Source organism: Lysobacter soyae (assembly GCF_019551435.1).
In the GTDB taxonomy this organism is placed as follows: Bacteria; Pseudomonadota; Gammaproteobacteria; order Xanthomonadales; family Xanthomonadaceae; genus Solilutibacter; species Solilutibacter soyae.
On sequence record NZ_CP080544.1, the window covers coordinates 345,437 to 367,991 of the forward strand.

18 protein-coding genes are annotated in these 22,555 nt (G+C 59.8%); 8 read left to right on the forward strand and 10 right to left on the reverse strand.

Annotated features, from left to right (window positions below):
- Positions 1-13: 13 nt before the first annotated feature.
- The 4 genes from H8L67_RS01670 to grxD form a co-directional block, all read right to left on the reverse strand.
- Positions 14-718, reverse strand: a complete 705-nt coding sequence (locus tag H8L67_RS01670; RefSeq protein ID WP_220380069.1) for an adenine nucleotide alpha hydrolase — start codon at positions 716-718, stop codon at positions 14-16.
- On the reverse strand, positions 718-1,608 hold the full coding sequence (gene rfbD, locus H8L67_RS01675) for a dTDP-4-dehydrorhamnose reductase (protein WP_220380070.1): 891 nt from the start codon (positions 1,606-1,608) through the stop codon (positions 718-720). Before rfbD ends, H8L67_RS01670 begins: the two co-directional genes overlap by 1 nt.
- A gap of 39 nt (positions 1,609-1,647) precedes the next feature.
- A complete protein-coding gene (locus H8L67_RS01680; RefSeq protein WP_220380071.1) occupies positions 1,648-1,989 on the reverse strand; it encodes a hypothetical protein in 342 nt (113 codons plus the stop codon).
- A 90-nt stretch (positions 1,990-2,079) separates the two neighbouring features.
- Positions 2,080-2,994 carry a Grx4 family monothiol glutaredoxin gene (gene grxD, locus H8L67_RS01685; RefSeq protein WP_220380072.1) on the reverse strand — a complete coding sequence of 305 codons (915 nt, stop codon included), beginning with the start codon at positions 2,992-2,994 and terminating at the stop codon, positions 2,080-2,082.
- Positions 2,995-3,119: 125 nt separating this feature from the next.
- On the opposite strand from grxD, the gene H8L67_RS01690 reads away from it, so the two are divergent.
- Positions 3,120-3,899 (forward strand): polysaccharide deacetylase family protein, encoded by a 780-nt coding sequence (locus H8L67_RS01690; protein ID WP_220380073.1) that lies wholly within the window; start codon positions 3,120-3,122, stop codon positions 3,897-3,899.
- On the opposite strand, the gene H8L67_RS01695 is transcribed toward H8L67_RS01690, so the two are convergent.
- Genes H8L67_RS01695 through H8L67_RS01705 form a run of 3 tightly spaced genes read right to left on the reverse strand, consistent with a single transcriptional unit; the run spans position 3,896 to position 6,416 of the window.
- Entirely contained in the window at positions 3,896-4,570 is a 675-nt protein-coding gene (locus H8L67_RS01695; protein WP_220380074.1) for a class I SAM-dependent methyltransferase, read from the reverse strand. The genes H8L67_RS01690 and H8L67_RS01695 overlap by 4 nt on opposite strands.
- The gene (locus tag H8L67_RS01700; protein ID WP_220380075.1) at positions 4,567-5,190 is read right to left on the reverse strand and encodes an SGNH/GDSL hydrolase family protein; all 624 of its coding nucleotides are present in this window, start codon (positions 5,188-5,190) and stop codon (positions 4,567-4,569) included. The genes H8L67_RS01695 and H8L67_RS01700 overlap by 4 nt, the downstream gene beginning before the upstream one ends.
- A complete protein-coding gene (locus H8L67_RS01705) occupies positions 5,187-6,416 on the reverse strand; it encodes an aminotransferase class I/II-fold pyridoxal phosphate-dependent enzyme (protein ID WP_220380076.1) in 1,230 nt (409 codons plus the stop codon). The genes H8L67_RS01700 and H8L67_RS01705 overlap by 4 nt, the downstream gene beginning before the upstream one ends.
- A gap of 110 nt (positions 6,417-6,526) precedes the next feature.
- Here H8L67_RS01705 and rsgA point away from each other — a divergent pair, with 110 nt between their 5' ends.
- Genes rsgA through H8L67_RS01725 form a run of 4 tightly spaced genes read left to right on the forward strand, consistent with a single transcriptional unit; the run spans position 6,527 to position 12,312 of the window.
- Positions 6,527-7,561: a ribosome small subunit-dependent GTPase A gene (rsgA, locus tag H8L67_RS01710; protein WP_255555998.1), complete on the forward strand. Its 1,035-nt coding sequence runs from the start codon at positions 6,527-6,529 to the stop codon at positions 7,559-7,561.
- 19 nt (positions 7,562-7,580) lie between these two features.
- Positions 7,581-8,897: a flavohemoglobin expression-modulating QEGLA motif protein gene (locus H8L67_RS01715; protein ID WP_220380077.1), complete on the forward strand. Its 1,317-nt coding sequence runs from the start codon at positions 7,581-7,583 to the stop codon at positions 8,895-8,897.
- 57 nt (positions 8,898-8,954) lie between these two features.
- Complete coding sequence (locus tag H8L67_RS01720; RefSeq protein WP_220380078.1) at positions 8,955-11,258, forward strand: NADP-dependent malic enzyme; 2,304 nt, start codon at positions 8,955-8,957, stop codon at positions 11,256-11,258.
- A gap of 4 nt (positions 11,259-11,262) precedes the next feature.
- Complete coding sequence (locus tag H8L67_RS01725; protein WP_220380079.1) at positions 11,263-12,312, forward strand: glycosyltransferase; 1,050 nt, start codon at positions 11,263-11,265, stop codon at positions 12,310-12,312.
- 16 nt (positions 12,313-12,328) lie between these two features.
- Here the strand turns inward: H8L67_RS01725 and H8L67_RS01730 are convergent, their stop codons facing one another.
- Entirely contained in the window at positions 12,329-13,297 is a 969-nt protein-coding gene (locus H8L67_RS01730) for a glycosyltransferase (protein WP_220380080.1), read from the reverse strand.
- Between the two features lie 137 nt (positions 13,298-13,434).
- Here H8L67_RS01730 and aceE point away from each other — a divergent pair, with 137 nt between their 5' ends.
- Complete coding sequence (aceE, locus tag H8L67_RS01735) at positions 13,435-16,140, forward strand: pyruvate dehydrogenase (acetyl-transferring), homodimeric type (protein ID WP_220380081.1); 2,706 nt, start codon at positions 13,435-13,437, stop codon at positions 16,138-16,140.
- Between the two features lie 96 nt (positions 16,141-16,236).
- Here the strand turns inward: aceE and H8L67_RS01740 are convergent, their stop codons facing one another.
- Positions 16,237-18,567 carry a Tex family protein gene (locus H8L67_RS01740; RefSeq protein WP_220380082.1) on the reverse strand — a complete coding sequence of 777 codons (2,331 nt, stop codon included), beginning with the start codon at positions 18,565-18,567 and terminating at the stop codon, positions 16,237-16,239.
- 120 nt (positions 18,568-18,687) lie between these two features.
- On the opposite strand from H8L67_RS01740, the gene H8L67_RS01745 reads away from it, so the two are divergent.
- On the forward strand, positions 18,688-19,281 hold the full coding sequence (locus tag H8L67_RS01745; protein ID WP_220380083.1) for a TIGR00645 family protein: 594 nt from the start codon (positions 18,688-18,690) through the stop codon (positions 19,279-19,281).
- The gene (uvrD, locus tag H8L67_RS01750; protein ID WP_220380084.1) at positions 19,281-21,452 is read left to right on the forward strand and encodes a DNA helicase II; all 2,172 of its coding nucleotides are present in this window, start codon (positions 19,281-19,283) and stop codon (positions 21,450-21,452) included. The genes H8L67_RS01745 and uvrD overlap by 1 nt, the downstream gene beginning before the upstream one ends.
- Before the next feature lie 68 nt (positions 21,453-21,520).
- Here the strand turns inward: uvrD and H8L67_RS01755 are convergent, their stop codons facing one another.
- Positions 21,521-22,300, reverse strand: coding sequence for a glycine zipper domain-containing protein (locus H8L67_RS01755; protein ID WP_220380085.1), 780 nt, complete (start codon positions 22,298-22,300; stop codon positions 21,521-21,523).
- Between the last annotated feature and the right edge of the window lie 255 nt (positions 22,301-22,555).

A 22,555-nucleotide genomic window follows, 5' to 3' on the forward strand; every position in this document is an offset into this window, starting at 1 on the left:
CATGCGGCGGTTTTCAGGCAAAGTTCGCGCTTGACGGCGGGGAAAGCGTGAAGTCGGTGTAGGCGAAACGCGCGTCTCGAACCACGGTTTCACCTTGAGTCAGCGCTATCGGCCGATTGAACATCGGACCGTCGTAAACGCAGGTGTGAAATTCGCCGTTTTCGCCGCAATGATCGATGCCCGGCGGCAATTCCGAAAGCAATTCAAGATCGAAAGGGCGTCCTGCAAAGCTTGCCGGAAGTTGTGTCGTGTCGACACAGCACAGGGAAGCGCGCAAACCGCTTGCAATCATTTCCCGAGCGAGGAGCGCGGTGTCCGATCCGAAAATGGGCGTCAGGATATTCCAGCCCTGACCGGCAAGTTGGGTCGCGCGATAGGCGCGGATGTCTTCCAGATGCAAATCACCGAATGCCATGGTTTGCAGGTCCGGCCAACGCTGCGCTACGCGACGGAGTCCGTCATGTAGCGCTGCTTCGTAGTCGGCATTGCTGCATTTTGCCGGGATCGAGACTTCCATTAACGGCAGACCGACAGCGTCGGCTTGGGCGTGCAGGACCTCACGCCGAATGCCCTGCATGGATGCTCGATCGTATTCGGCGGTGATCGTCGTCAACAGCCCAACGACTTGGAAATCAGCCTGTTCGCGCAGCGCATGAAGTGCCCACGCCGCATCCTTGCCCCCACTCCACGAAAGCAAGACTGCCGTCGCGGCTGACATCAGGCCGACTGCAAGGTGCGTTTCAGCGCGTCACGCCAGTCAGGAAGATCTAATTGGTAAGTGTCACGCAACGAGGTCGTATCGAGCACGGACCACTGCGGACGTGCGGCCGGTGTCGGATATTCCGATGACGGAATCGACTCCACCTTGGGCGCGTTCGCGATGAGGCCATTTGCGGCCGCTTCTTCAAAGATTGCCTCGGCAAAACCGTGCCAGCTGGTTTGACCGCTTGCCACCAAATGATGGGTGCCGCCTTCACCCAATCCTTGGGCAAGGATGTTGGCGGTGATATCGGCGATCAACCAGGCGGGTGTCGGCGAGCCGATCTGGTCGCCGACTACACGCAGCGAGTCGCGTTCGGCACCCAAGCGCAACATGGTGCGCAGGAAATTGTGGCCGTGGGTGGCATAGACCCATGCGGTGCGCAGAATCAAATGTCGCACACCGGAGGCGCGAATCGCCTCCTCGCCGTCCAGTTTGGTTTGACCGTAAACGCCGAGCGGGGCGGTGGGCGCGTCGACGGGATAAGACGTCGTGGCTTGCCCGTCGAAGACGTAATCGGTGGAGTAGTGGACAAGCGGAATCCCAAGTGCTTTGCAAGCGAGTGCGATTTCTTCCACAGCCGCAGCATTGATCCGTCGCGCTGTGTCTTCGTCGGATTCCGCTTTGTCCACAGCCGTGTACGCCGTGGCGTTGATCACGACATCAGGAATCACATGTTGAATGACAAGTGCGACAGCATCCTTCTTGGAAAGATCGCAAGACAAAGTTGCCTGACCGTCCAGCGCAATGCCGTCCCGAGTTGTCACGACAACTTCGCCCAGCGGTAGCAGTGCCCGTCGCAGCTCGGTACCCACTTGGCCGTTACCGCCGATCAGCAGTAGTTTCATATTTCGTCGTGTGCGGGTGGCATCAGTATTCCGGGTGATTTACGCGTGCGTGACGTCTTTAAGCTGCCAAACATGGCCTGCCAAAAGTCTCAGCCTGTGGCGAATGGCATCGCCCGTCAAACTCGTAGTCGCGATCAAATCCACGTGCAGGTCGTGTTGTTCGCCCGTGACGGTGGCAGAAGGATCCGTGCCGCTCAAGTTCGAATCGATGTCTTCGGGATCGTCTTGCGTCGCTGCCCAGCGTTTGAACAAAACGTCCGTACGCAGCGCGGCTTCAAGCTCTTCGGCCAGACCTTGGGCGCCCCTTGAACGAAATGCCAATGGACCGGCCTCAGCGAGTTTTTTCGTGTCCGGAATGGTCAAATAAAAACGGGAAGCCATGGCGCACCTCTTAGATTCGTAGACTGCATTCAGGTTACGCCGCCGCCCCGTCAGCGCATGTGAAATGGCGTCGTGCAGCGGCGTTGATATCTAGTAACTGGGAATCGATGCATCGATCCCGCGCCAAGCTTCGGTTCCACCTTCAATGTTGTAAATCTCGGTAAACCCCCGCTCCACAAACAGCTGCGCCATATTGGCACTACGGCCACCCACACGGCACAGGAAAGCCAATGGGGTGTTTTTCGGCAGCGCGAGCAGGCCGTCCACGCCGTCATCGATATTGCGGATGTCGATCTTCGGCGAGGCGATTGCACGTTCATCCGCGGGGCGAACGTCGACCACGGTCAGCGTGCCTGCATTCACACGATTGACGACCTCAGCGGGCGAAATGTTGCGCACACCGCCGTCACGACCGATCACGAGACCACGACCGCGCGCATCATCGACAAAATCAATCTTCAGGCCTTCCGCGCGTCTGGCCGATGCCACATCAAACTGAAACACGACGCCTTCCACTTCCACGCGGATATCGCGATCGTTGAAGGGCGAAAGCTGCAATTGGGTCGCGCCTGCGCGATCCACCTGGATCTCGACTGCGGCTTGGCCACCGGCATCCTGCACGGCACCGCGCAGCATTTCAATGGCGGCGGGCGTGATGTGAATTGCCGGCGGCGTACGGTCAACTTCGGGAAGGCCGAGCATCTTCTGCAATTCGCCGCTATCGACCAACTGCACGATGATGTCGCTGCCACCGACCAATTCGCCATCCACATACAGCTGCGGAATCGTCGGCCAGTCACCGTAAACCTTGATGCCTTCGCGAATTTCAGGGTCGGACAGGACATCCACATGGGCGTAGTCCAGCCCCAAGCTGTCCAACATGCCGACCGCGCGAGCGGAGAAACCGCACTGCGGTGCTTCGGGGGCGCCTTTCATGAACAAAACCACGCGATTCTCGCGCAACAGGGACTCGATGCGCTGACGCAACGCAGGTTCAAGACTCATTACCGCTTCGCTCCACAGCCGAACAAATGCAAACAAAGCGCGATTTTACGCCACTTTGCGCAAGAACCCTGCGAAACCGGCGAAAACCGGGCGAAAAGCGCCACCTCGCTTAGAATGCCGAAGCTATGACTCAACCCGTTTTCCACACACCGCCCCGGCACCCGCATGTTTGGTGGTTCGCGCTGCTCGCCTCCCAATTGTTCGTGGTTTGGCTTTGGATCGCCTGGGGATGGAAGATCGGACTGCCGGCGATGCTGCTCAGTCATGCCGTCCTGCTCTGGGGCGTGTTGTATCCGGGCGCCTCGCTCTATTCGCCCGTCTTGAGAAGACTTCCGACGCAGGAAAAATCGGTCTGGCTCACCATCGATGACGGCCCTTCCGAAGAAACGCCGCAAATTCTCGATGTGCTTGAGCAATACAACGCGCGCGCGACATTTTTCCTGGTAGGCGATCGCGCAGAGGCGCGGCCGGCATTGGCGCGTGAGATCGTCCAGCGCGGACACGGCATCGGCAACCACAGTCAGTCGCATCCGCAAGCATGGTTTTGGGCGCTGGGACCGAGGCAGATGCGGCAACAGATCGAGCAAGCGCAAAAACAGCTGGAAGTCGCCACCGGCGTGCGCCCGCATTGGTTTCGTGCCGTGGTCGGCATGGCCAATCCGTTTGTGTCGGCACCACTCAAAGAGTTGAATCTTGCACGCGTGGGCTGGAGCGCACGCGGATTTGACGCGGTGAACGCAGATGACAACGATGTGATCCGGCGCGTTGAAAAAAATATCGCACCGGGCGCGATCATTCTGATGCACGAAGGTGCACCGCATGGTCGCAACGTACCGCAACTGCGCTTGTTGTTGGCGCGATTGGACGCGCTCGGCTACAAGACCGTGTTGCCTGAAGAACTCTAAACGCGCCTTGCCACCAACAACCAGTTGTTGAATGGCGTGTTCTCTTTCAGCGGTGAGGTCTGCACGTCGAATCCGCCCTCAGCTAAGAACGCCTGCAAAACGTCCAGTTTCGGATAGCGGCTGGCACCCGTCCGCATCCAACCCCAATGCTTGGACAAGTTGTCGACCCAGCCGGTGAACGCGGAAGTTACGTTGGCTTCCTCGATGCCGGTGCGAATCACAAACAGCCCGTCGTCGGAGACACATTGCATGGCGTCGCGCAGCAATTGCCAGCGCGCCGCATCATCTGGCAGGAACTGCAGCACATCCAGCAAGGTGACACTGCCCCAGTGCGTGGGCAGGCCACGGGTCACGTCGCGCTGCTTGAATAAGACCTCATACAACGCGCGTTTTTTTGCGCCAAGCTTGGCCATCTGAATCTTCCGCGCATCGAAGTCGACGCCGGTATAAGGCGTCGCGACGCCGTTATCGCGCAACAACTGCGCCAATAATCCGATGCCGCACCCGATGTCCAACAAAGGCGCTTGGTTGCCCGACAGCGCTTTCAGCACGCCCGGATACAAAGGATCGGTTTTCAACTTGATGCGGGCGTAATGGTAGTGCCAGCGCGCGAAGCTGAAACCTTCGGGAAAATAAGCGCGCGCGACGCGTTCGATCTGTTCCGGAGTCACGCGACCGAATCAACCCAAGGCATCTGGCGCACCACCGGCAGCGCTTGCGCGGCCCACAGGCCGTACATCGCCGCAGACGGGTGCAAGGCATCGGCCACCAACATCTCGACCTCGCCACCATAGCGCCGCGAAACCGGCGTGATATCGACATACCGCACGGCGAGCGATTCGCATCGTTCACGCGCGATCGCATTGTAGGCATCGATGTCGCGGGCAACCTCCGCTTCAACGCGTCCTTGGCTGCGCGCAAATGGTGTCACGCCCCAGTCGGGAATCGACATGACCAATACGCGATCGGCGTCGCCTTGCGCAAAGGCGACGGCGCGATCCAGCAAAATGTCGAATTCGTTTGCATACGTTTCAACCGGCAATCCGCGGTATTGATTGTTCACGCCAATCAAAAGGCTGACCAAACCCCAGGCATTTCCCAAGGGTTCCAGCGCATCCAAGCGTGCGATCAATTCGCCCGACGTCCAACCGGTCGTCGCCACGAAATGCGGGTCGGTGATGGCGACGCCTTCTTTGCGCAAGGCGTGCGCCAATTGATTGCCCCAACGCCCGGCGTCGTCGACGCCTTCGCCGATGGTGTAACTGTCACCCAATTGCAGAAATGTATTCATGCCGCCAGCGCAGCGCGCTTCTCCAGAACCCGGTCGATCCGCGCGAAGACATCGCGCAGGACTTCAGGTTGCGGGAGCAATGTGACACGGAAATGATTGCGATAGGGCACGTTGAAACTGGATCCCGGCACGATCAGCACGTCTTCGGTTTCCAAGAGCTCCAAAGCAAATGCGTGATCGTCAAACGCATGCGCCGCCGGACCGGTCACCGCAGGAAAGCCGTAAAGCGCACCGGCCGGTGCCACCAAATCCAAATGCGCACTGGCTTCACAGGCCTCAATCAGGGCGCGTCGTGTTTCGAAAAGTCGACCCTCGGGGCTGCAAAGCGGCGTGATCGTATCCAAGCCGTTCAGTGCGGCTTCAATGGCCACTTGTCCCGGCACGTTGGCGCACAAGCGCAATGCGCCCAACAAGTCCATCGCCTGGGTATAGGCCTGCATCGCGGAACGATCGCCGGACAACACTGCCCAGCCAACGCGCCAGCCGCAAGCGCGATGCACTTTCGACAATCCGCCAAACGAGATGCAGGGCAAATCGCCGGCCAGCGGCGCCAGCGGTTGGAAGGTCGCGTCGTCGTAGAGGATGTGGTCGTAAATCTCATCCGCCATCAGCAGCACACCGTGTTTGCGTGCAATAGCGACGATGGCTTCGAGGGTTTCGCGCGGATAACTCGCGCCGGTCGGGTTGTTTGGATTGATCAACACGATCGCGCGCGTGCGCGACGAGATCAGCGATTCGATTTCCGCAGGATCGGGCTGGAAGCCATTCTCGGGCAGGCACTGGTAGTAGACGGGCCGACCATCATTCAGGATCGTCGCCGCACTCCACAGCGGATAGTCGGGTGACGGCAGCAACACTTCATCGCCCGGGTTCAGCAGGGCACGCAGTGAGATATCAATCAGTTCGCTCACCCCGTTGCCGACAAAAATGCGATCAGCCGACACCTCGAATCCACCCCGGGCTGCGTGATGCGCGGCAATGGCTTCGCGCGCCTGCGGCAAACCCTGTTGATGGGTGTAGGGATCGGTGTCGGCAATGTGCTGCACAATCGCTTGCTGCAAATGCTCGGGCGCGCGGAAGCCGAAATTGCCGGGATTGCCGATGTTGAGTTTCACCAAGGTCCGGCCTTGGGTTTCCAGTTCACGTGCCCGCCGGGCCAGTGCGCCACGGATTTCATAACGGACTTCGGTCAAACGTTCGCGCGTGGGGAGGGCGTGCAGGGGCATGGTGCGGTCAAAGGGCGTGAAACGCTCAAGATTACGGGAAAAGCAGGCATTCTGCGACGGCCGCCACACACCCGCTAGAATGCCCCGATGACACCGACCTGTGGCCGCACGTGGAATTGAGCCCCGCCTCTCTGGCGGCCATCGGCTGGCCCACCGATTTGCCTGCCGGTTGGCAGGATCTGTTGAATGCGCACCCGGGCACCCGCGTTGCACGGGTTGTGGAGCAGCATCGTGCGGGCTATCGCGTCAGCCAAGACGGTATTGAGGCGTTCAAAGTGGAATCGCCGCCGGAGTGGACGCGGCCGCGCGTCAGTCCCGATATCCGCGCCGGGGTCGGGGACTGGGTGATCCTTGATGGCCTGCGCATCGTTGCGTTGTTGCCGCGTTTCAGCGCCATGAAGCGTGCCGCCGCAGGCGACCATTACAAGCAACAGCTCATTGCCGCCAACATCGATACCGCTTTCGTAGTCTGCGGGCTCGACGATGATTTCAATCCCCGCCGCATCGAGCGTTACCTGATGTTGGTGCGCGCCGGCGGCGTCAATCCGGTGGTGGTTCTGACGAAAGCGGATATCGGCGAACGCTTGGACGAAGCGCGCGTCATGCTCGATGCGTTACCGGATGAGGATGTGGCGGTCATTGCATTGAACGCATTGGATGCCGGCGCGGTCACGGCGCTCAAGCCTTGGCTTGGCGAAGGCGAGACGGTTGTCTTGGTCGGTTCGAGCGGTGCCGGCAAATCCACGCTCACCAATACCTTGCTGGGTGAATCGCGCATGCGCACGGGCGCGGTCCGCGCCCACGATTCGCGCGGCCGCCACACCACGACGCATCGCGCGCTGATGCGTTTGCCGTCCGGTGCGTGCTTGATCGATACGCCCGGCATGCGCGAGCTCAAGCCTACCGGTGAAGAAGCGCAGGCGGCCGTCACCTTCAACGATGTCGACGCACTCGCCGCGCAATGCAAATTCCGCGACTGCAAGCACCTGAAAGAGCCGGGCTGCGCGGTGACGGCGGCCATTGCCGACGGATCGTTGGATCCGGCGCGTCTGCAGAATTGGCGCAAGTTGCATGAGGAAGTCGCCTCTGCCGCCTTGGCCAAGGTCGAAAGCCAGAAAATACGGGGTCGCAGACCCAACACGTGACATTGCATAAGATGTCCGGATGAGCGAAGCACAGCCGAATTGGACGCCGGACGTCGCACACCATGCCGCGTTGGATGCACGGATGGTCGAAGCCGCACGCGGAATGCGCTTGTTGAGTTTGGTGAGTTGGCCCGCGCAACTGCAGCAACCCTTCCTGGATTCCTGGCAGGCCGGCCATCCGGTGCTGCCGATGGTTGAATATCCGAAGCATGACTTTTCCGAAGCGCGACGCGAATTGCAGGCGATCATGCAGGCGGCGGAAGAAGGTCATCCGCTCGGTGACTACTTGATCGAAAGCGCACGCAGTTGGGATCATGCCGCGGAATTGCTGGAAAACCTCGGCACGGCCCGCGTCACCGAACTCTCCAAGATTCTCTACGGCACACCGGATGAACAATTGCCGGGCAACGGTCCCACCGCGCGTGAGGCGGCAGCACACTTCATCAACATCGCCTGCGAACTCGACCACGAGTTGATTTCACCGATGGAAACCGTGCCGGTGTCGGCCACGGCCTTGGCCTTGCAACTGCAGAACGACCTTGACGATTTTTTTGATGCGCGCGTCATCAACGTTGAATTGGATCCCGATCTGATCGCGAAGGCCGCCGCTGCCGCGACGCGCATCCGCCTGCGCACTTCGGCGATCTTCACCGACTACGACCGCGCCCAACTGCTGCAACACGAAGCCCTGGTGCACTCGCTCACTGCGTTGAACGGTCGCTTGCAGCCGGTGCTGAAAAGTCTGGAGTTGTCGTCGCCGCGCACAACCACGACGCAGGAAGGTTTGGCGACCTTTGCGGAACAAATCACCGGCAGCACCGATATCCAGCGCATGAAGCGCGTGAGCCTGCGGATTGAAGCGGTGGCCAAAGCGCTCGATGGCGCCGATTTCATCGAGGTATTCAAATATTTCCTGTCGCAAGGTCAAAGCGAACAGGAAAGCTTCGCCTCCGCGCAGCGGATTTTCCGCGGCGTCCCCGCCACCGGAGGTTTGGCCTTCACCAAGGACACGGTGTATTTGCGCGGATTGGTCAGCGTGCATACCTTCTTCCGCTGGTCCTTGCGTCAAGACCGTTTGCGGCTGGGCCGGCAACTCTTCGCCGGCAAGATGACCTTGGACGATGTGATCCGTCTGGAGCCGATGTACGCCGCCGGCGTGATCGAACCGCCGCGTTGGCTGCCGCATTGGGTGCAGCGCGCCAACGGTCTGGCGGGTGTCTTGGCCTTTTCCCTGTTTGCCAACAAGATCCGTCTGGATCAAATCACCGATACCCTGTTTCCGCATCATGCCGATCCGGAAGCCGAACACAGCGAGACCGGTCAAACGCCGGCATGAACGCTGGCTCGCCGTGACGCCGCGTTAGAATCATGGTTCGCCCCAGAGTTTCGCACCATGTCCGATCAGGAAAACTTCAAACAGGCCGCCATCGACTACCACCGCTTGGCACCGGCCGGCAAAATCCAGATCTCGGCGACCAAGCCGATGGTGACCCAGCGCGATTTGTCGTTGGCCTATTCACCGGGCGTTGCCTATGCCTGCGAAGCGATCGTTGACGATCCGAACACGGCCAGCGAACTGACGGCGCGCGCGAATCTCGTCGCCGTCGTCACCAACGGCACCGCCGTGCTCGGGCTTGGCGATATCGGGCCCTTGGCCGGCAAGCCGGTGATGGAAGGCAAGGGTGTCTTGTTCAAGAAGTTCGCCAACATCGACGTGTTCGATATTGAACTGGCCGAGCGCGACCCCGACAAACTGGTCGACATCATCGCCGCGATGGAGCCGACCTTCGGTGGCATCAACCTCGAAGACATCAAGGCGCCGGAGTGCTTCTATATCGAGCGCAAACTGCGCGAGCGGATGAACATCCCGGTCTTCCACGACGATCAACACGGCACGGCCATCATCGTGGGCGCCGCGGTGTTGAATGCCTTGGAAGTTGCCGGCAAAGACATCGCCACCGTCAAGCTCGCAACCTCGGGCGCGGGTGCCGCCGGTATTGCTTGTCTCGACATGTTGGTCGCGTTGGGCATGAAACCGGAAAACATTCTGGCCTTTGATCGCGACGGCGTGATCTACAGCGGTCGCCCGAATCTTGATCCGGACAAGGCGCGCTATGCGCGCGACACCGACAAGCGCTCTTTGGCGGAAATCGTCGACGGCGCGGACGTCTTCTTGGGTCTGTCGGCCGGCGGTATTTTGAAGGCTGAGATGGTTGCCACCATGGCCGAACGTCCGATCATTCTGGCGCTGGCCAATCCGTATCCGGAAATCATGCCGGAAGAGGCCAAGGCGGTACGCCCCGACGCCATCATCGCTACCGGCCGCAGCGATTATCCGAACCAAGTCAATAACGCCTTGTGTTTCCCCTACATTTTCCGCGGCGCCCTAGATGTCGGCGCGCGTGAAATCAACGAAGAAATGAAGTTGGCCTGCGTACGCGCCATTGCCAAGCTCGCCCGGATGGAAGCGAGCGACCTCGGCAGTGCTTACGGTGGCGAGATACCGAAGTTCGGCGATGAATATTTGATTCCGCGTCCGTTCGATCCGCGCTTGATCGAAGTCATCGCGCCCGCGGTCGCGAAAGCTGCCATGGATTCCGGCGTCGCTTCGCGTCCGCTGGCGAATGTCGCCGAATACGAAGAAAAATTGGCGCAGTTCATCCATCGCACCAAGCTGATGATGCGTCCGGTGTATGAGCAGGCGACGCAGGACTTGCAACGCGTGGTTTATGCCGAAGGCGAGGAATACACCGTCTTGCGCGCCGTGCAGGTCGTGATCGATGAAAAGCTCGCGCGGCCGATTCTGGTCGGTCGCCCGGAAGTGATCGCCAACCGCATCGACAAGCTGTCCTTGCGCATGCGCGAAGGCGTGGACTTCGACCTCGTGAACATCAATGACGATCCGCGCTTCAACGATTATTGGCAGCAATACCACGCGCGCAACGAGCGCAACGGCGTCACCCAGGATGCGGCCAAGAATTTGGTGCGCTCGCGTCCCACATTGGTCGCGGCATTGATGGTGGAGCGCGGCGAAGCCGATGCGATGATTTGCGGTTTGGTGGGTCGTTATCACAAGAAATTGGGCTATCTGCGCAGCGTCTTCGATCTCGAGCCGGGCGCGACCGGTACCGCCGCCATGACCGGCGTGTTGAACGACAAGGGCGCTTGGTTCTTCACCGATACCCACGTGCAATACGACCCCTGCGCGGAACGCATCGCAGAGATGACCTTGCAGGCCACCTACCGCATGAAGTTGTTCGGCATCCAACCGAATGTCGCTTTGCTCTCGCACGGCAATTTCGGCAGCCATGCCGATCCTTCCACGTCGAAAATGCAGGCAGCGCTCAAGATGATTCGCAGCCGTGTGCCGAATCTGGCGATCGACGGCGAGATGATGGCGGATACCGCATGGGACGAAGCGCTGCGCAAGCGCATTTTCCCCAACACGACCTTGGAAGGTGTGGCGAACCTGTTGGTGATGCCGAACCTCGATGCCGCGAACATCGGATACAACCTGGTGCGCGTGGCGACCAATGGCGTGGCGATCGGCCCGATCTTGATGGGGCTCGACAAACCGGCGCATATTCTCACCCCGGCATCGAGTGCACGACGTGTTGTCAACATGACCGCAATCGCGGCGGTGGATGCACAAATTCGCAAAACCCGTGCGCAAGGTCGCACAGCGAGCGGAAAATAAGTCGATGTCCGGCCAGGCGCCCGTTGCGGACCGGCCGGTTCCGGTGACGGGTCAAGCGACCGAACACGGTGCACGCGTCGCGCCGCCCGGAGGTTGGCGGGCGACGTTCCTGGTGGTCTGCTACCGCATGAAAGACACCGTTCTCGAGGCGGTTGAAGGGGCGTTGGCGCAAACCGTTGCCTGCGAAATCATCGTTTCTGACGACAGTTCGTGTGCCGAAACGCTGCCGTTGGTGCGTGATCGTTTGCGCGACTACGCAGGCCCGCATCGGGTGATCGTGCGAAGCACAGCCAGCAATATCGGACTGTGCGCGCATCTCAACGAGCTGGCCGCGATCGCCACCGCGCCCGTCCTGTTCAATTCCGCGGGCGATGACGTGTCGTTGCCAGAGCGCGTTGACACACTGTTGCGCGTGTTTGACGCGGAGCCCGATGCGCAGATCGTCGGTTCCCGCGTTGATGACGTCGACGCCCAAGGCCGGCTGATAGAAGCGGGTGTCCGCGGGTTGCCGGCGCGTGTCGATCAACGTTGGCTGATCAATCGCGGCAAGCTGGCCACGATACTCGGCGCCAGCATGGCGTTCAGAACCACGCTGTTGACGGATTTGCCACCGCTCGAAGGACGCGTCGAAGACAACATGTTGATGTTGCGCGGCGCCCTCATCGGGGTCTGCCGTTGCTTGCCGGTGTCACTCATCCGCTACCGGCGGCACGATCACAATCTCGGCGACTGGGTGTTTGATCGCAGCGAACGCGGCTACGAAGGTTGGAAGCGGCGACAGCTGCGAGTCGCAGAGATGTATGTCGAAATCGCTGACGACCAATTACGTTGCATCGAGGCGCTACCGGATCTGCCATCGCATCGACGCCAGGCCGGTCAAGCCTTGCAAGCGCTGTACCGTTTGGAGGCACTGCAGCGCGTCACCATGATCGAGCAGCCGCGCAGCCGATGGATTGCGCCGCTGATGCAAGGACTGAAAACGCGCGGGCTGCGACGCAAGAGCGCCGAACGCGCCTTAAAGCTGCTTTTGCCGCGTAAACAATTCGGGCGCTGAGCACGCGCCGCAAGATTCACGCGCTCGCGGGCTCGCGCTGGGCGCGCTTGGACTTACGCCGGATTCGGCTCCAGAGTTTGATGGCTTTCAACCAACCCGGTGCGTCTTCCGGCGGCAGTGCTGCGCGATGTGCCCACGCCAAATGCAGCGCGGGCGTGCTGTGTCCGGCAAGCGCAGATTGCAAAGCCTGTGCGAACTGCCCGGCGAAGGCCGACGCGCGCAGCGAGGTGGTCGAATAGGCGCGACCGACGGCGGCAAGGTCTTCCAGCCACTTGCGATTGCGACACGCAACTTTCCGGTCGCCGTCGCCACGTCCGATGTTGGTACAGGCATTCGCATGTCGTCTGAATTGCACCAAGGGTTCGTCCAGGTACACGACGCCGTGTCGGCCGGCGGCGCATAGCGCCAACCACCAGTCATGAAAAAAACCGTCTGGCGCAGGTCCGGCAACCGCCAACAAGTCTTTGCGGAACAGACAGGCATGGCCGGAGACCGTGTTTTGGAAGAACAGCGGCACGGGATTGGTGCCACTGAACATCTCAAAGTCCCCCGATACGGCCCCGCCGGTCAATGCGCCTTTGGCGTCCATATAAACCGAGTCGCAGTAGGCGAGGTCGGCCGTGCCGATGGCGGCGTGCAATTTCGACAGCTTGTCGAGGGCCCAAATGTCGTCCTGGTCGGCCGGGGCGATCCATTCACTTGTGGCCAAGCCCATGCATTTTTCGAAACTGCGCAAATGGCCAAGGTTGGTGTCATTGCGGAACAGACGGATGCGCGGATCCGCCGCGGCCCGGTCTTCGAGTTTCGGCCAGGTCACGCCATCGGTGGAGGCGTCATCCAAGATGAGCACCTCAAGCCGCACGTCGCGCTGCGCAAGGATGGAGTCCAGCTGCGAATCAATGTGCGCCGCACCATTCCAAGTGCACATTGCAACGCTGACCAAAGGGGGGATGTCGCTGCCGATGGCAGAGCTTGGCGTTGTCATGCATGGAGCGTAGGCAGGTTGGCGATCCTGCGCAATGCTTTCCCTCAAAAAAATTTACACGGGTAAAAATAGCGGCAACCCCATTTGACGCTCACCAATTGGTAAACTCGATTCAATCCGATAGACGAGCATGCCGAATGTCCTGGCTCAACGACCTGTTGCAAAACGACCCCGACCCGACCGAAACCCGCGAGTGGATCGAATCGATCAAAGCGGTGATTGACGCCCAAGGCCCGGAGCGCGCCCACCAGTTGTTGGAAGGCATGGTCGAGCTGACCCGTCGCTCCGGCACGCACCTGCCATTCGCGCCGACGACCGAATACATCAACACCATTCCGCCCGAACTCGAACCGACGTTCCCGGGCGACAGCAATATGGAATGGCGCATCCGCTCGATCATTCGCTGGAATGCGATGGCGATGGTGGTGCGCGCGAACCGCAAGCCGGGTGATTTGGGCGGACACATCGCCAGCTTCGCCTCGTCGGCGACCTTGTACGACGTCGGCTTCAACCATTTCTGGCGCGCCGCCTCCGACAAACATCCGGGCGATCTGCTCTACATCCAGGGCCACAGTTCGCCGGGTATCTACGCACGCTCGTTCTTGGAAGGGCGCATCAGCGAAGAGCAGCTCAATAACTTCCGCATGGAAGTGCATGGCAAGGGCATTTCGTCTTACCCGCACCCGTGGTTGATGCCCGACTATTGGCAAACCCCGACCGTTTCGATGGGCTTGGGCCCGTTGGCGGCAATCTATCAAGCGCGCCATTGGAAATATCTGGAAGCGCGCGGCTTGATGCCGAAGACCGATCGCAAGGTGTGGTGCTTCCTCGGCGACGGCGAAACGGACGAGCCGGAAAGCTTGGGGGCGATCTCGGTCGCGGGTCGCGAAGGTCTCGACAACCTGATCTTCGTGATCAACTGCAACCTGCAACGTTTGGATGGCCCGGTGCGCGGCAACGGCAAAATCATCCAGGAACTCGAAGGCAATTTCCGCGGTGCGGATTGGAATGTCATCAAGTTGGTTTGGGGCAGCTACTGGGATCCGCTCTTGGCACAAGACAAGGACGGCATCCTGAAGCGCATCATGATGGACACCGTGGACGGTGAGTATCAGAACTGCAAGGCCTTCGGCGGCGCCTACACGCGTGAACATTTCTTCGGCAAATCGCCGGAAACCCTGCGCATGGTCGCCAATCTCAGTGACGACGATATCTGGCGTTTGAACCGTGGCGGTCATGACCCGCACAAGGTGTACGCCGCCTACGATGCCGCAGTCAAAACCACCGGCATGCCGACCGTCATTCTCGCCAAGACCGTCAAGGGCTATGGCATGGGCGCCGCGGGCGAGGCCTTGAACCCGACGCACCAAACCAAAAAGCTGGACGACGATGCGGTGCAATCCTTCCGCAAACGTTTCCAACTCAACATTCCCGACGAGTTGTTCGAGAAAGACGAGGTGCCGTTCTTCAAGCCGGACGAGAAGTCGCCGGAAATGGAATACATGCGCGAGCGTCGCGCTGCGCTGGGCGGTCACTTGCCGGCACGCCGTCGCAAGAGCACCGAATCCTTGCAAGTCCCGAAACTGGAAACCTTCGAACGCTTATTGAAAGACACCGGCGAACGCGAAATTTCCACCACCATGGCCTTCGTGCAAGCGCTCGGTATTTTGCTGCGCGACAAGGACGTCGGTCCGCGTTGCGTGCCGATCGTCGCGGATGAGGCGCGCACCTTCGGCATGGAAGGCATGTTCCGCCAACTCGGTATCTATGCACCGCAAGGTCAGAAGTACAAGCCGGTGGACGCCGACCAGCTGATGTTCTATCGCGAAGATGCTGCCGGACAGGTGTTGGAAGAGGGCATCACCGAAGCCGGTGCATTTGCCTCTTGGATGGCAGCGGCGACCAGTTACAGCACCAACGATCTGCAAATGCTGCCGTTCTACATCTATTACTCGATGTTCGGCTTCCAACGCGTCGGCGATGCCGCATGGCAGGCGGCTGACATGCGTTCGCGCGGCTTCATGTTGGGCGGTACAGCCGGCCGGACCACCTTGAACGGCGAAGGTCTGCAGCACGAAGACGGGCAGTCGCACATCCAAGCGTCGTTGATCCCGAACTGCCGCAGCTACGATCCGACCTTCGGCTATGAGGTGGTGACGATCCTGCAACACGGTATGCAACGCATGCTGACCGAGCAGCAGGACGAGTACTACTACATCACCCTGATGAATGAGAACTACAGCCATCCGGCGATGCCGGAAGGCAGTGCCGAAAACATCATCAAGGGCATGTACTTGTTGCGCGAAGCACCGGCCGCAAAGGCCAAGGGCAAGGCCGCCTCAGGTTTGAAAGTCCAGTTGATGGGAAGCGGCACGATCTTGCGCGAAGTCATTGCCGCCGCCGATTTGCTCGAAGCCGAGTTCGGCATCAGCGCCGATATCTGGAGCTGCCCGAGCTTCAACGAGTTGGCGCGTGACGGTGAAGACTGCCTGCGTTGGAATCGCCGCAATCCGGAAGCGAAGACGCCGCGCAAGTCACACGTGGGCAAGTTGCTGGAAGGTCGCGAAGGTCCGGCCATCGCCGCCACCGACTACGTGCGTACGTTTGCCAACCAGATCCGCGAATTCGTCCCGATGCATTACGTGGTGTTGGGAACCGACGGCTTCGGCCGCAGTGACACGCGGGCAAACCTGCGTCACCACTTCGAAGTGGACCGCTACCACGTTGCCCATGCGGCCGTGGTCGCGTTGTTCGAGTCCGGCAAGTTGACGGCGAAGGACGTCGCGAAAGCGATCAAAGTCTGGAACATCGACGGCGACAAGCCAAACCCCTTGTACGCCTGATCGGTAACCAAAAAGGGGGTCAGAGTGAGTCTTTCATTTTGAAAAACTCACTCTGACCCCCCTTTTTTAATAGGAAAATTTCTTCCGACCCCTTTTTTAGGTTTTCTTTTGGGCGCGGGCAAACGCGTCTGCGAAGGCCGAGTTGATGGGGGCGGCGGCTTGTTTTACGGGCGGCTTCGGTCCGCGGTCTGGGCGGGCATCGCGATGCTGCGACGGGTGCGCGGGGTTTTTGGCAGGCGTGTCGTCCAGGCGCCGGGTCAATGCGATGCGCTTGCGTGCCACATCGACTTCCACCACTTTCACTTTGACGATATCCCCGGCTTTGACCACTTCGCGCGGGTCTTTGACGAAACGGTCGGATAGGGCGGAGATGTGGACCAAGCCGTCTTGATGGACACCGATGTCGACAAACGCACCGAACGCCGCCACGTTGCTGACCACGCCTTCAAGCACCATGCCGACTTGCAGATCTTTGATGTCGTGCACGCCCTCGGCGAAACGCACCGCTTGGAACGCCGGGCGTGGATCGCGGCCCGGCTTCTCCAGCTCAAGCAGGATGTCGCGCACTGTCGGTTCACCGAAACGATCGTCGACGAAGTGGCCGGGCTTGAGGCTGCGAAGTGTGGCGGTATCACCGATCAGCGCGTCGGCACGTTTGCCGGTCGCGGCGAGAATGCGTTCAACCACAGGATAGGCTTCCGGATGCACCGAGGAGGCGTCGAGCGGCTGATCGCCATTGCGAATGCGCAGGAATCCGGCGCACTGTTCGAAGGTCTTCTCGCCCAACCGCGGTACGTCCAACAGTTGCTTGCGCGAGCGGAACGCGCCCTTCGCATCACGATGCAAGACGATGTTCTCAGCCACGCTTGACGACAAACCCGAAACCCGTGACAGCAAGGCGGCAGACGCGGTGTTGACGTCCACCCCCACGGCGTTGACGCAGTCCTCGACCGTGGCATCCAACGTACGCGCCAAACGATATTGATCGACGTCGTGCTGGTACTGGCCAACACCGATCGCTTTCGGTTCGATCTTCACCAACTCCGCGAGCGGATCTTGCAGACGACGCGCAATTGACACCGCCCCGCGCAGGGAGACATCGAGGCTCGGAAACTCGCGCGCGGCGAGTTCGGAGGCCGAATACACCGACGCGCCGGCTTCACTGACCACCACTTTGGCCGGCGCCTTGTCTTTCAACTGTTTCAACAGATCAGCCGCCAACGCATCGGTTTCGCGGCTGGCAGTGCCATTGCCTATCGCAATCAACTGCACGCCGTGTCGTTCGCACAATGTGCGCAGTGACGCCAATGACGCATCCCATTGCCGCTTGGGCTCATGCGGATAGATGGTGTCGGTGGCGACCAGTTTGCCTGTTGCATCCACAACCGCGACCTTGACACCGGTGCGAATGCCCGGATCCAAACCCATCACGGCTTTGGGACCGGCCGGCGCTGCCAACAGCAGATCTTTCAAGTTGCTGCCGAACACGGCGATGGCTTCAGCGTCTGCGCGTTCGCGCGCCTGCTGCATCAAATCGATCATCAAATGCAAATGCAGTTTGGCTTTCCAGGTCAAGCGGCAGGCGGTCATCAACCAAGTGTCGGCGGGCCGATTGGCCGCGCGAATCCCCGCGTGCATCGCCACCTGCGCTTCGGCATAGGCATGACCTGACTCGGCGTCTGCGCCCGGTTCAAGATCCAAGGTGATGAATTCTTCGCGACGTGCCCGCAGCAACGCCAACAGTCGATGCGAAGGAATCTTTGCGAGCGGTTCGGCATGATCGAAATAGTCGCGGAATTTCGCGCCTTCCTGCTCTTTGCCGGACACTACCTTGGCGCGCAGGACACCATTGCCCTGGAGCCAGTCGCGCAGTGCACCGATCAGCGTCGCGTCCTCGCCCCAACGTTCCATCAATATGGCGCGTGCGCCGTCCAGTGCCGCCTTGTTGTCAGCAACGCCTTTCTCGGCATCGACAAATCCGGTGGCAAAAGTATCGGGGTCCTGTGTGGGATCTGCCAAGAGGCCGTCCGCCAAGGGTTCCAGTCCCGCTTCACGCGCAATCTGTGCGCGGGTCCGGCGCTTGGGCTTGAACGGCAGATACAGATCCTCCAATCGCGATTTGCTGTCGGCCGCCTCGATTTCGCCGCGCAGGGCATCAGAGAGATGGCCCTGCTCATCAATGCTCGCAAGGATGGCCGCGCGCCGGTCCTCCATCTCGCGCAGATACAGCAGTCTCGATTCCAACAGGCGCAATTGCGTGTCATCCAACCCTTCGGTCGCTTCTTTCCGATAGCGGGCGATGAACGGCACCGTGGCGCCCCCGTCCAGCAAGTCGACTGCAGCTTTGACCTGCGGAAGGCGTGCCGCAGTTTCAGCGGCAAGGGTTTCGAAAATGCGGTGTTGTGCAGCGGGGGACAGGTCGGGCATTCGAGCGAAGAAAAGGTCAGAGGGGCTGCCATTATGACGGTCGCCGCGATCACGGGTAGCGTCTCAAAATGGGCAAAATCTGTGTGGGATAATGACGCCTCAATTCCAAGGCGTCCCCGCATGTCGAATCCGACACCCAACCGGTTGAACCCGCTTCAAACCCTGATCTTTTCCTCGCGCTGGCTGCAGCTGCCGCTCTATCTCGGCCTCATCGTCGCCCAGGCGATTTACGTCTGGCAGTTCGGTGTCGAGCTCATCCACTTGATCCAACAAGTGTTTGGTGGCCACCACACGCCAGTGGAAGAAGGCGGGAAATCAGCGGAAGTTATCATCATGCTCATCGTGCTTGGGCTGATCGATGTCGTCATGATTTCAAACCTGTTGGTGATGGTGATTGTCGGCGGCTATGAGACCTTCGTGTCGCGACTGAATCTCGAAGGACATCCGGATCAGCCGGAGTGGCTCAGTCACGTGAACGCCAGTGTGCTCAAAGTGAAGCTGGCAATGGCCATCATCGGGATCTCTTCGATTCACCTGTTGAAAACCTTCATCGAAGTCGGTGATCTCGGTTCGCCGACGAGCGAGTTCACGCAACAGGGCGTGATGTGGCAAACCATCATCCATGTCGTCTTCATCCTGTCGGCGATCGGCATCGCTTGGACCGACCGCCTAATGACCTCTGCGGCAAGTACGCGAGAGCACACCCACCACTGATGGATGTATCGGCGCTTCTTGACGGGTTGAATGCGGCGCAACGTGAGGCGGTATCTGCACCGCCTGGCCACTACTTGGTGTTGGCGGGTGCGGGATCGGGCAAAACGCGTGTCCTGACCCATCGCATGGGATGGCTGAACCAAGTGCACGGCGTACCGCCCCATGGCATTTTCGCGGTGACATTTACCAACAAAGCTGCGGCGGAAATGCGTCATCGGGTGCAAACCTTGATGCCGGGCAGTCGTGGCATGTGGGTCGGCACGTTCCACGGGCTTGCGCATCGCTTGCTGCGTCTGCATTGGCAAGACGCGAAGTTGCCGGAAGGCTTCCAAATTCTGGATAGCGATGACCAATTGCGCATGGTCAAACGCGTGTTGCAACAGCTTGAGCTCGACGACCCGCGATTCCCGCCGCGACAAATCGCCTGGTGGATCAATCAGCAAAAAGACGAAGGCCGCCGCCCGCAACACATCCAACCGGGCAAGGACGATCTGTCCGATGTGATGTTGAAGGCCTATACGCTGTATCAAACCCGCTGTGACAATGCCGGGCTGGTGGACTTCGCAGAAATCCTGCTGCGCGCGCACGAATTGCTGCGCGACACGCCGGCCTTGCTGGAGCATTACCGCAATCGATTCCAAGACATCCTGATCGACGAGTTCCAGGACACCAACGCCATCCAGTACGGATTCATTCGTTTGTTGGCGGGTAATACCGGGCGCGTGTTCGTGGTCGGTGACGACGATCAGGCGATCTACGGTTGGCGCGGCGCCAAAGTGGAAAACGTGCAGCGTTTTCTGCGTGATTTCGAAGGCGCGAAGACGATTCGCCTTGAACAGAACTATCGCTCCACCGCGAATATCCTGAGTGCGGCCAATGCCGTGATCGCGCACAATCCCGAGCGGCTAGGCAAACAGCTGTGGACGGACTCGGGCGAAGGCGAGCCCATTGATCTGTATGCCGCCTATTCCGAAATCGATGAGGCGAACTATGTCGTCGGGCGCGTCAAACAGTGGGTGCATGCCGGCGGCGCGCATCGCGATTGCGCGATTTTGTATCGAAGCAATGCGCAGTCACGCGCATTTGAAGAAGCGTTGATCGTCGCGCAAATGCCCTATCGGGTTTACGGCGGCCTGCGATTCTTCGAGCGCGCGGAAGTCAAGGACGCGTTGGCCTATCTGCGATTGACCGCATCGCGGGTGGATGATGCCGCCTTCGAACGTGCCGTGAATATGCCCACACGCGGCATCGGCGATCGCACCATGGATGAAGTGCGGCGACTGGCGCGCGGTGCCGGGATGAGCTTGTGGCACGGGGCGCGCGAAGTGGCCCACGGCGACGCGGTGCCAGCCCGATCACGCAATGCATTGGCGGGCTTTATGGCCATGATCGATCAATTCGCCGATGACATCAGCTCGCTGCCCTTGCAGGACAAGATCGATCATGTGCTTGTGCACAGCGGTCTGCGCGCGCATTACAAGAAAGAAGGCCGCCATAGTGTCGATTCCCGTGTCGACAACTTGGATGAGTTGATCACCGTTGCCTCACGTTTCACCCGCGCGGACGACGAAGAATCGGCGCAACTGAGCGAGCTCATCGAGTTCTTGGCTTATGCGGCCTTGGAGGCCGGCGAAGGTCAGGCGCAGGAAGGCGAGGACGGCGTGCAATTGATGACCTTGCACAGCGCCAAAGGGCTGGAGTTTCCGGTGGTGTTTCTGGGCGGGATGGAAGAGGGCATCTTTCCCAACCAACGCAGTGTGCAGGAGAGCGGGCGCCTCGAAGAGGAGCGGCGCCTCGCCTATGTCGGTATCACCCGTGCGCGTGAGAAGCTGGTTTTGAGTTTTGCCGAAACGCGACGTTTGCATGGCACCGACATGCCGGGTATTCCCTCGCGATTTCTGCGCGAGATCCCCACCCAGCTGATCAATGAAATCCGTCCGCGGGCCGCTGCAAACCGCGTTTTTCAATCGCCGGCGCGTCGTCATGCCGGTCATGCACCGATCGCCGGGCCCGGTGTCAATCTCGGCGCCTTGGTTGAACACGCAACATTCGGCACCGGCACGGTGACTGATATCGAGGGTGCCGGCGCACATGCCCGTGTCCAGGTGAATTTCGACGGTGCTGGCAGCAAGTGGTTGGTGATGGCCTACGCCAACTTGAAAGTGCTGTAAAAAAGACCCGGCCGAAGCCGGGTCTCCTCCTCCACACGCCTGATGAATGTGCGGCTGTAACGGACGAATTAGCGACCGTCGTTATCCGCATCACCCGGCAGTGCGCGTTCCACGCCATGCCATGCGTCTTTCACTGCACCCTTGGCGTCTTGCCAAGCAAGTCGCGAGGCACCCTTGGTTCGGTTCCAGCCTTGCTCGAGATTGGCTTCAAGCTTGTCATCCCATTTCGCGTCGGTATTCATCGAGCGCGCTTGGGTGCCATAGCGATAGGCCGGACGATAGTCGTTCTCGTAGCTGTAGTCGCCCTTGGCATAATCCGAGTTCGCATACTCGTTCTTGTAATAGCGATCCGTGGCTTCATAGGTGCGATAGGTGCGATCGGAACGGTCAAAGGCATCGCGCACCGCATCCTTGGCTTCTTCCCAAGTCAATCGCGATTTCGCCTTGGCTTTTTCCCAGCCTTGCTTGATATCGGATTCCAAGCTGCTGTCCCATTTGCGATTGGCGTATTCACTACGTACTTGGTTGCCGTAGGCATAGGCCGGGGAATAGTCGCTTTCGTAGTCATACTGCTTGTTGAAGTAGGGACGCGATTGATATTCGCTTTTCCAATATTCGGCTTCGCCGGTCGGGTCGATGGATTCAGCCACGTTGTGACCTGCGGCACCGCCACCGGCCGCGCCGATGGCACCACCGATCAAGGTGCCAATCGGTCCGAAGATCGAGCCCACCACCGCACCTGCCGCAGCGCCGCCCAGCGCGCCGACACCGGTGCCGACCGGATGCGAACCGGCTTCGCCGGTGATCGGATCACGATTCATGTCACGGGATTCATTTGAGTTGCTCATAGTTCGATTCCTTCCTGTTGTGGGGGATGCACATCGTCTTGATGTGTGAACCACCATGGGACATCGCTCGTGAGTTGTCCGTGGAAGAAATGTATGTTTCCGGTGAAACGTTCATCGTCGTCAAGAGCGCGTAAAGCATTTAAAAAAAGGCTGAAAACGCGAATTCGCGAAAAGACGGGTGAATGTCCGCATTCAAGTACGTGACACCTTCGCGGCATCGGCTTGAATGCTTCAGAAAACACTGCCAAGTGATAC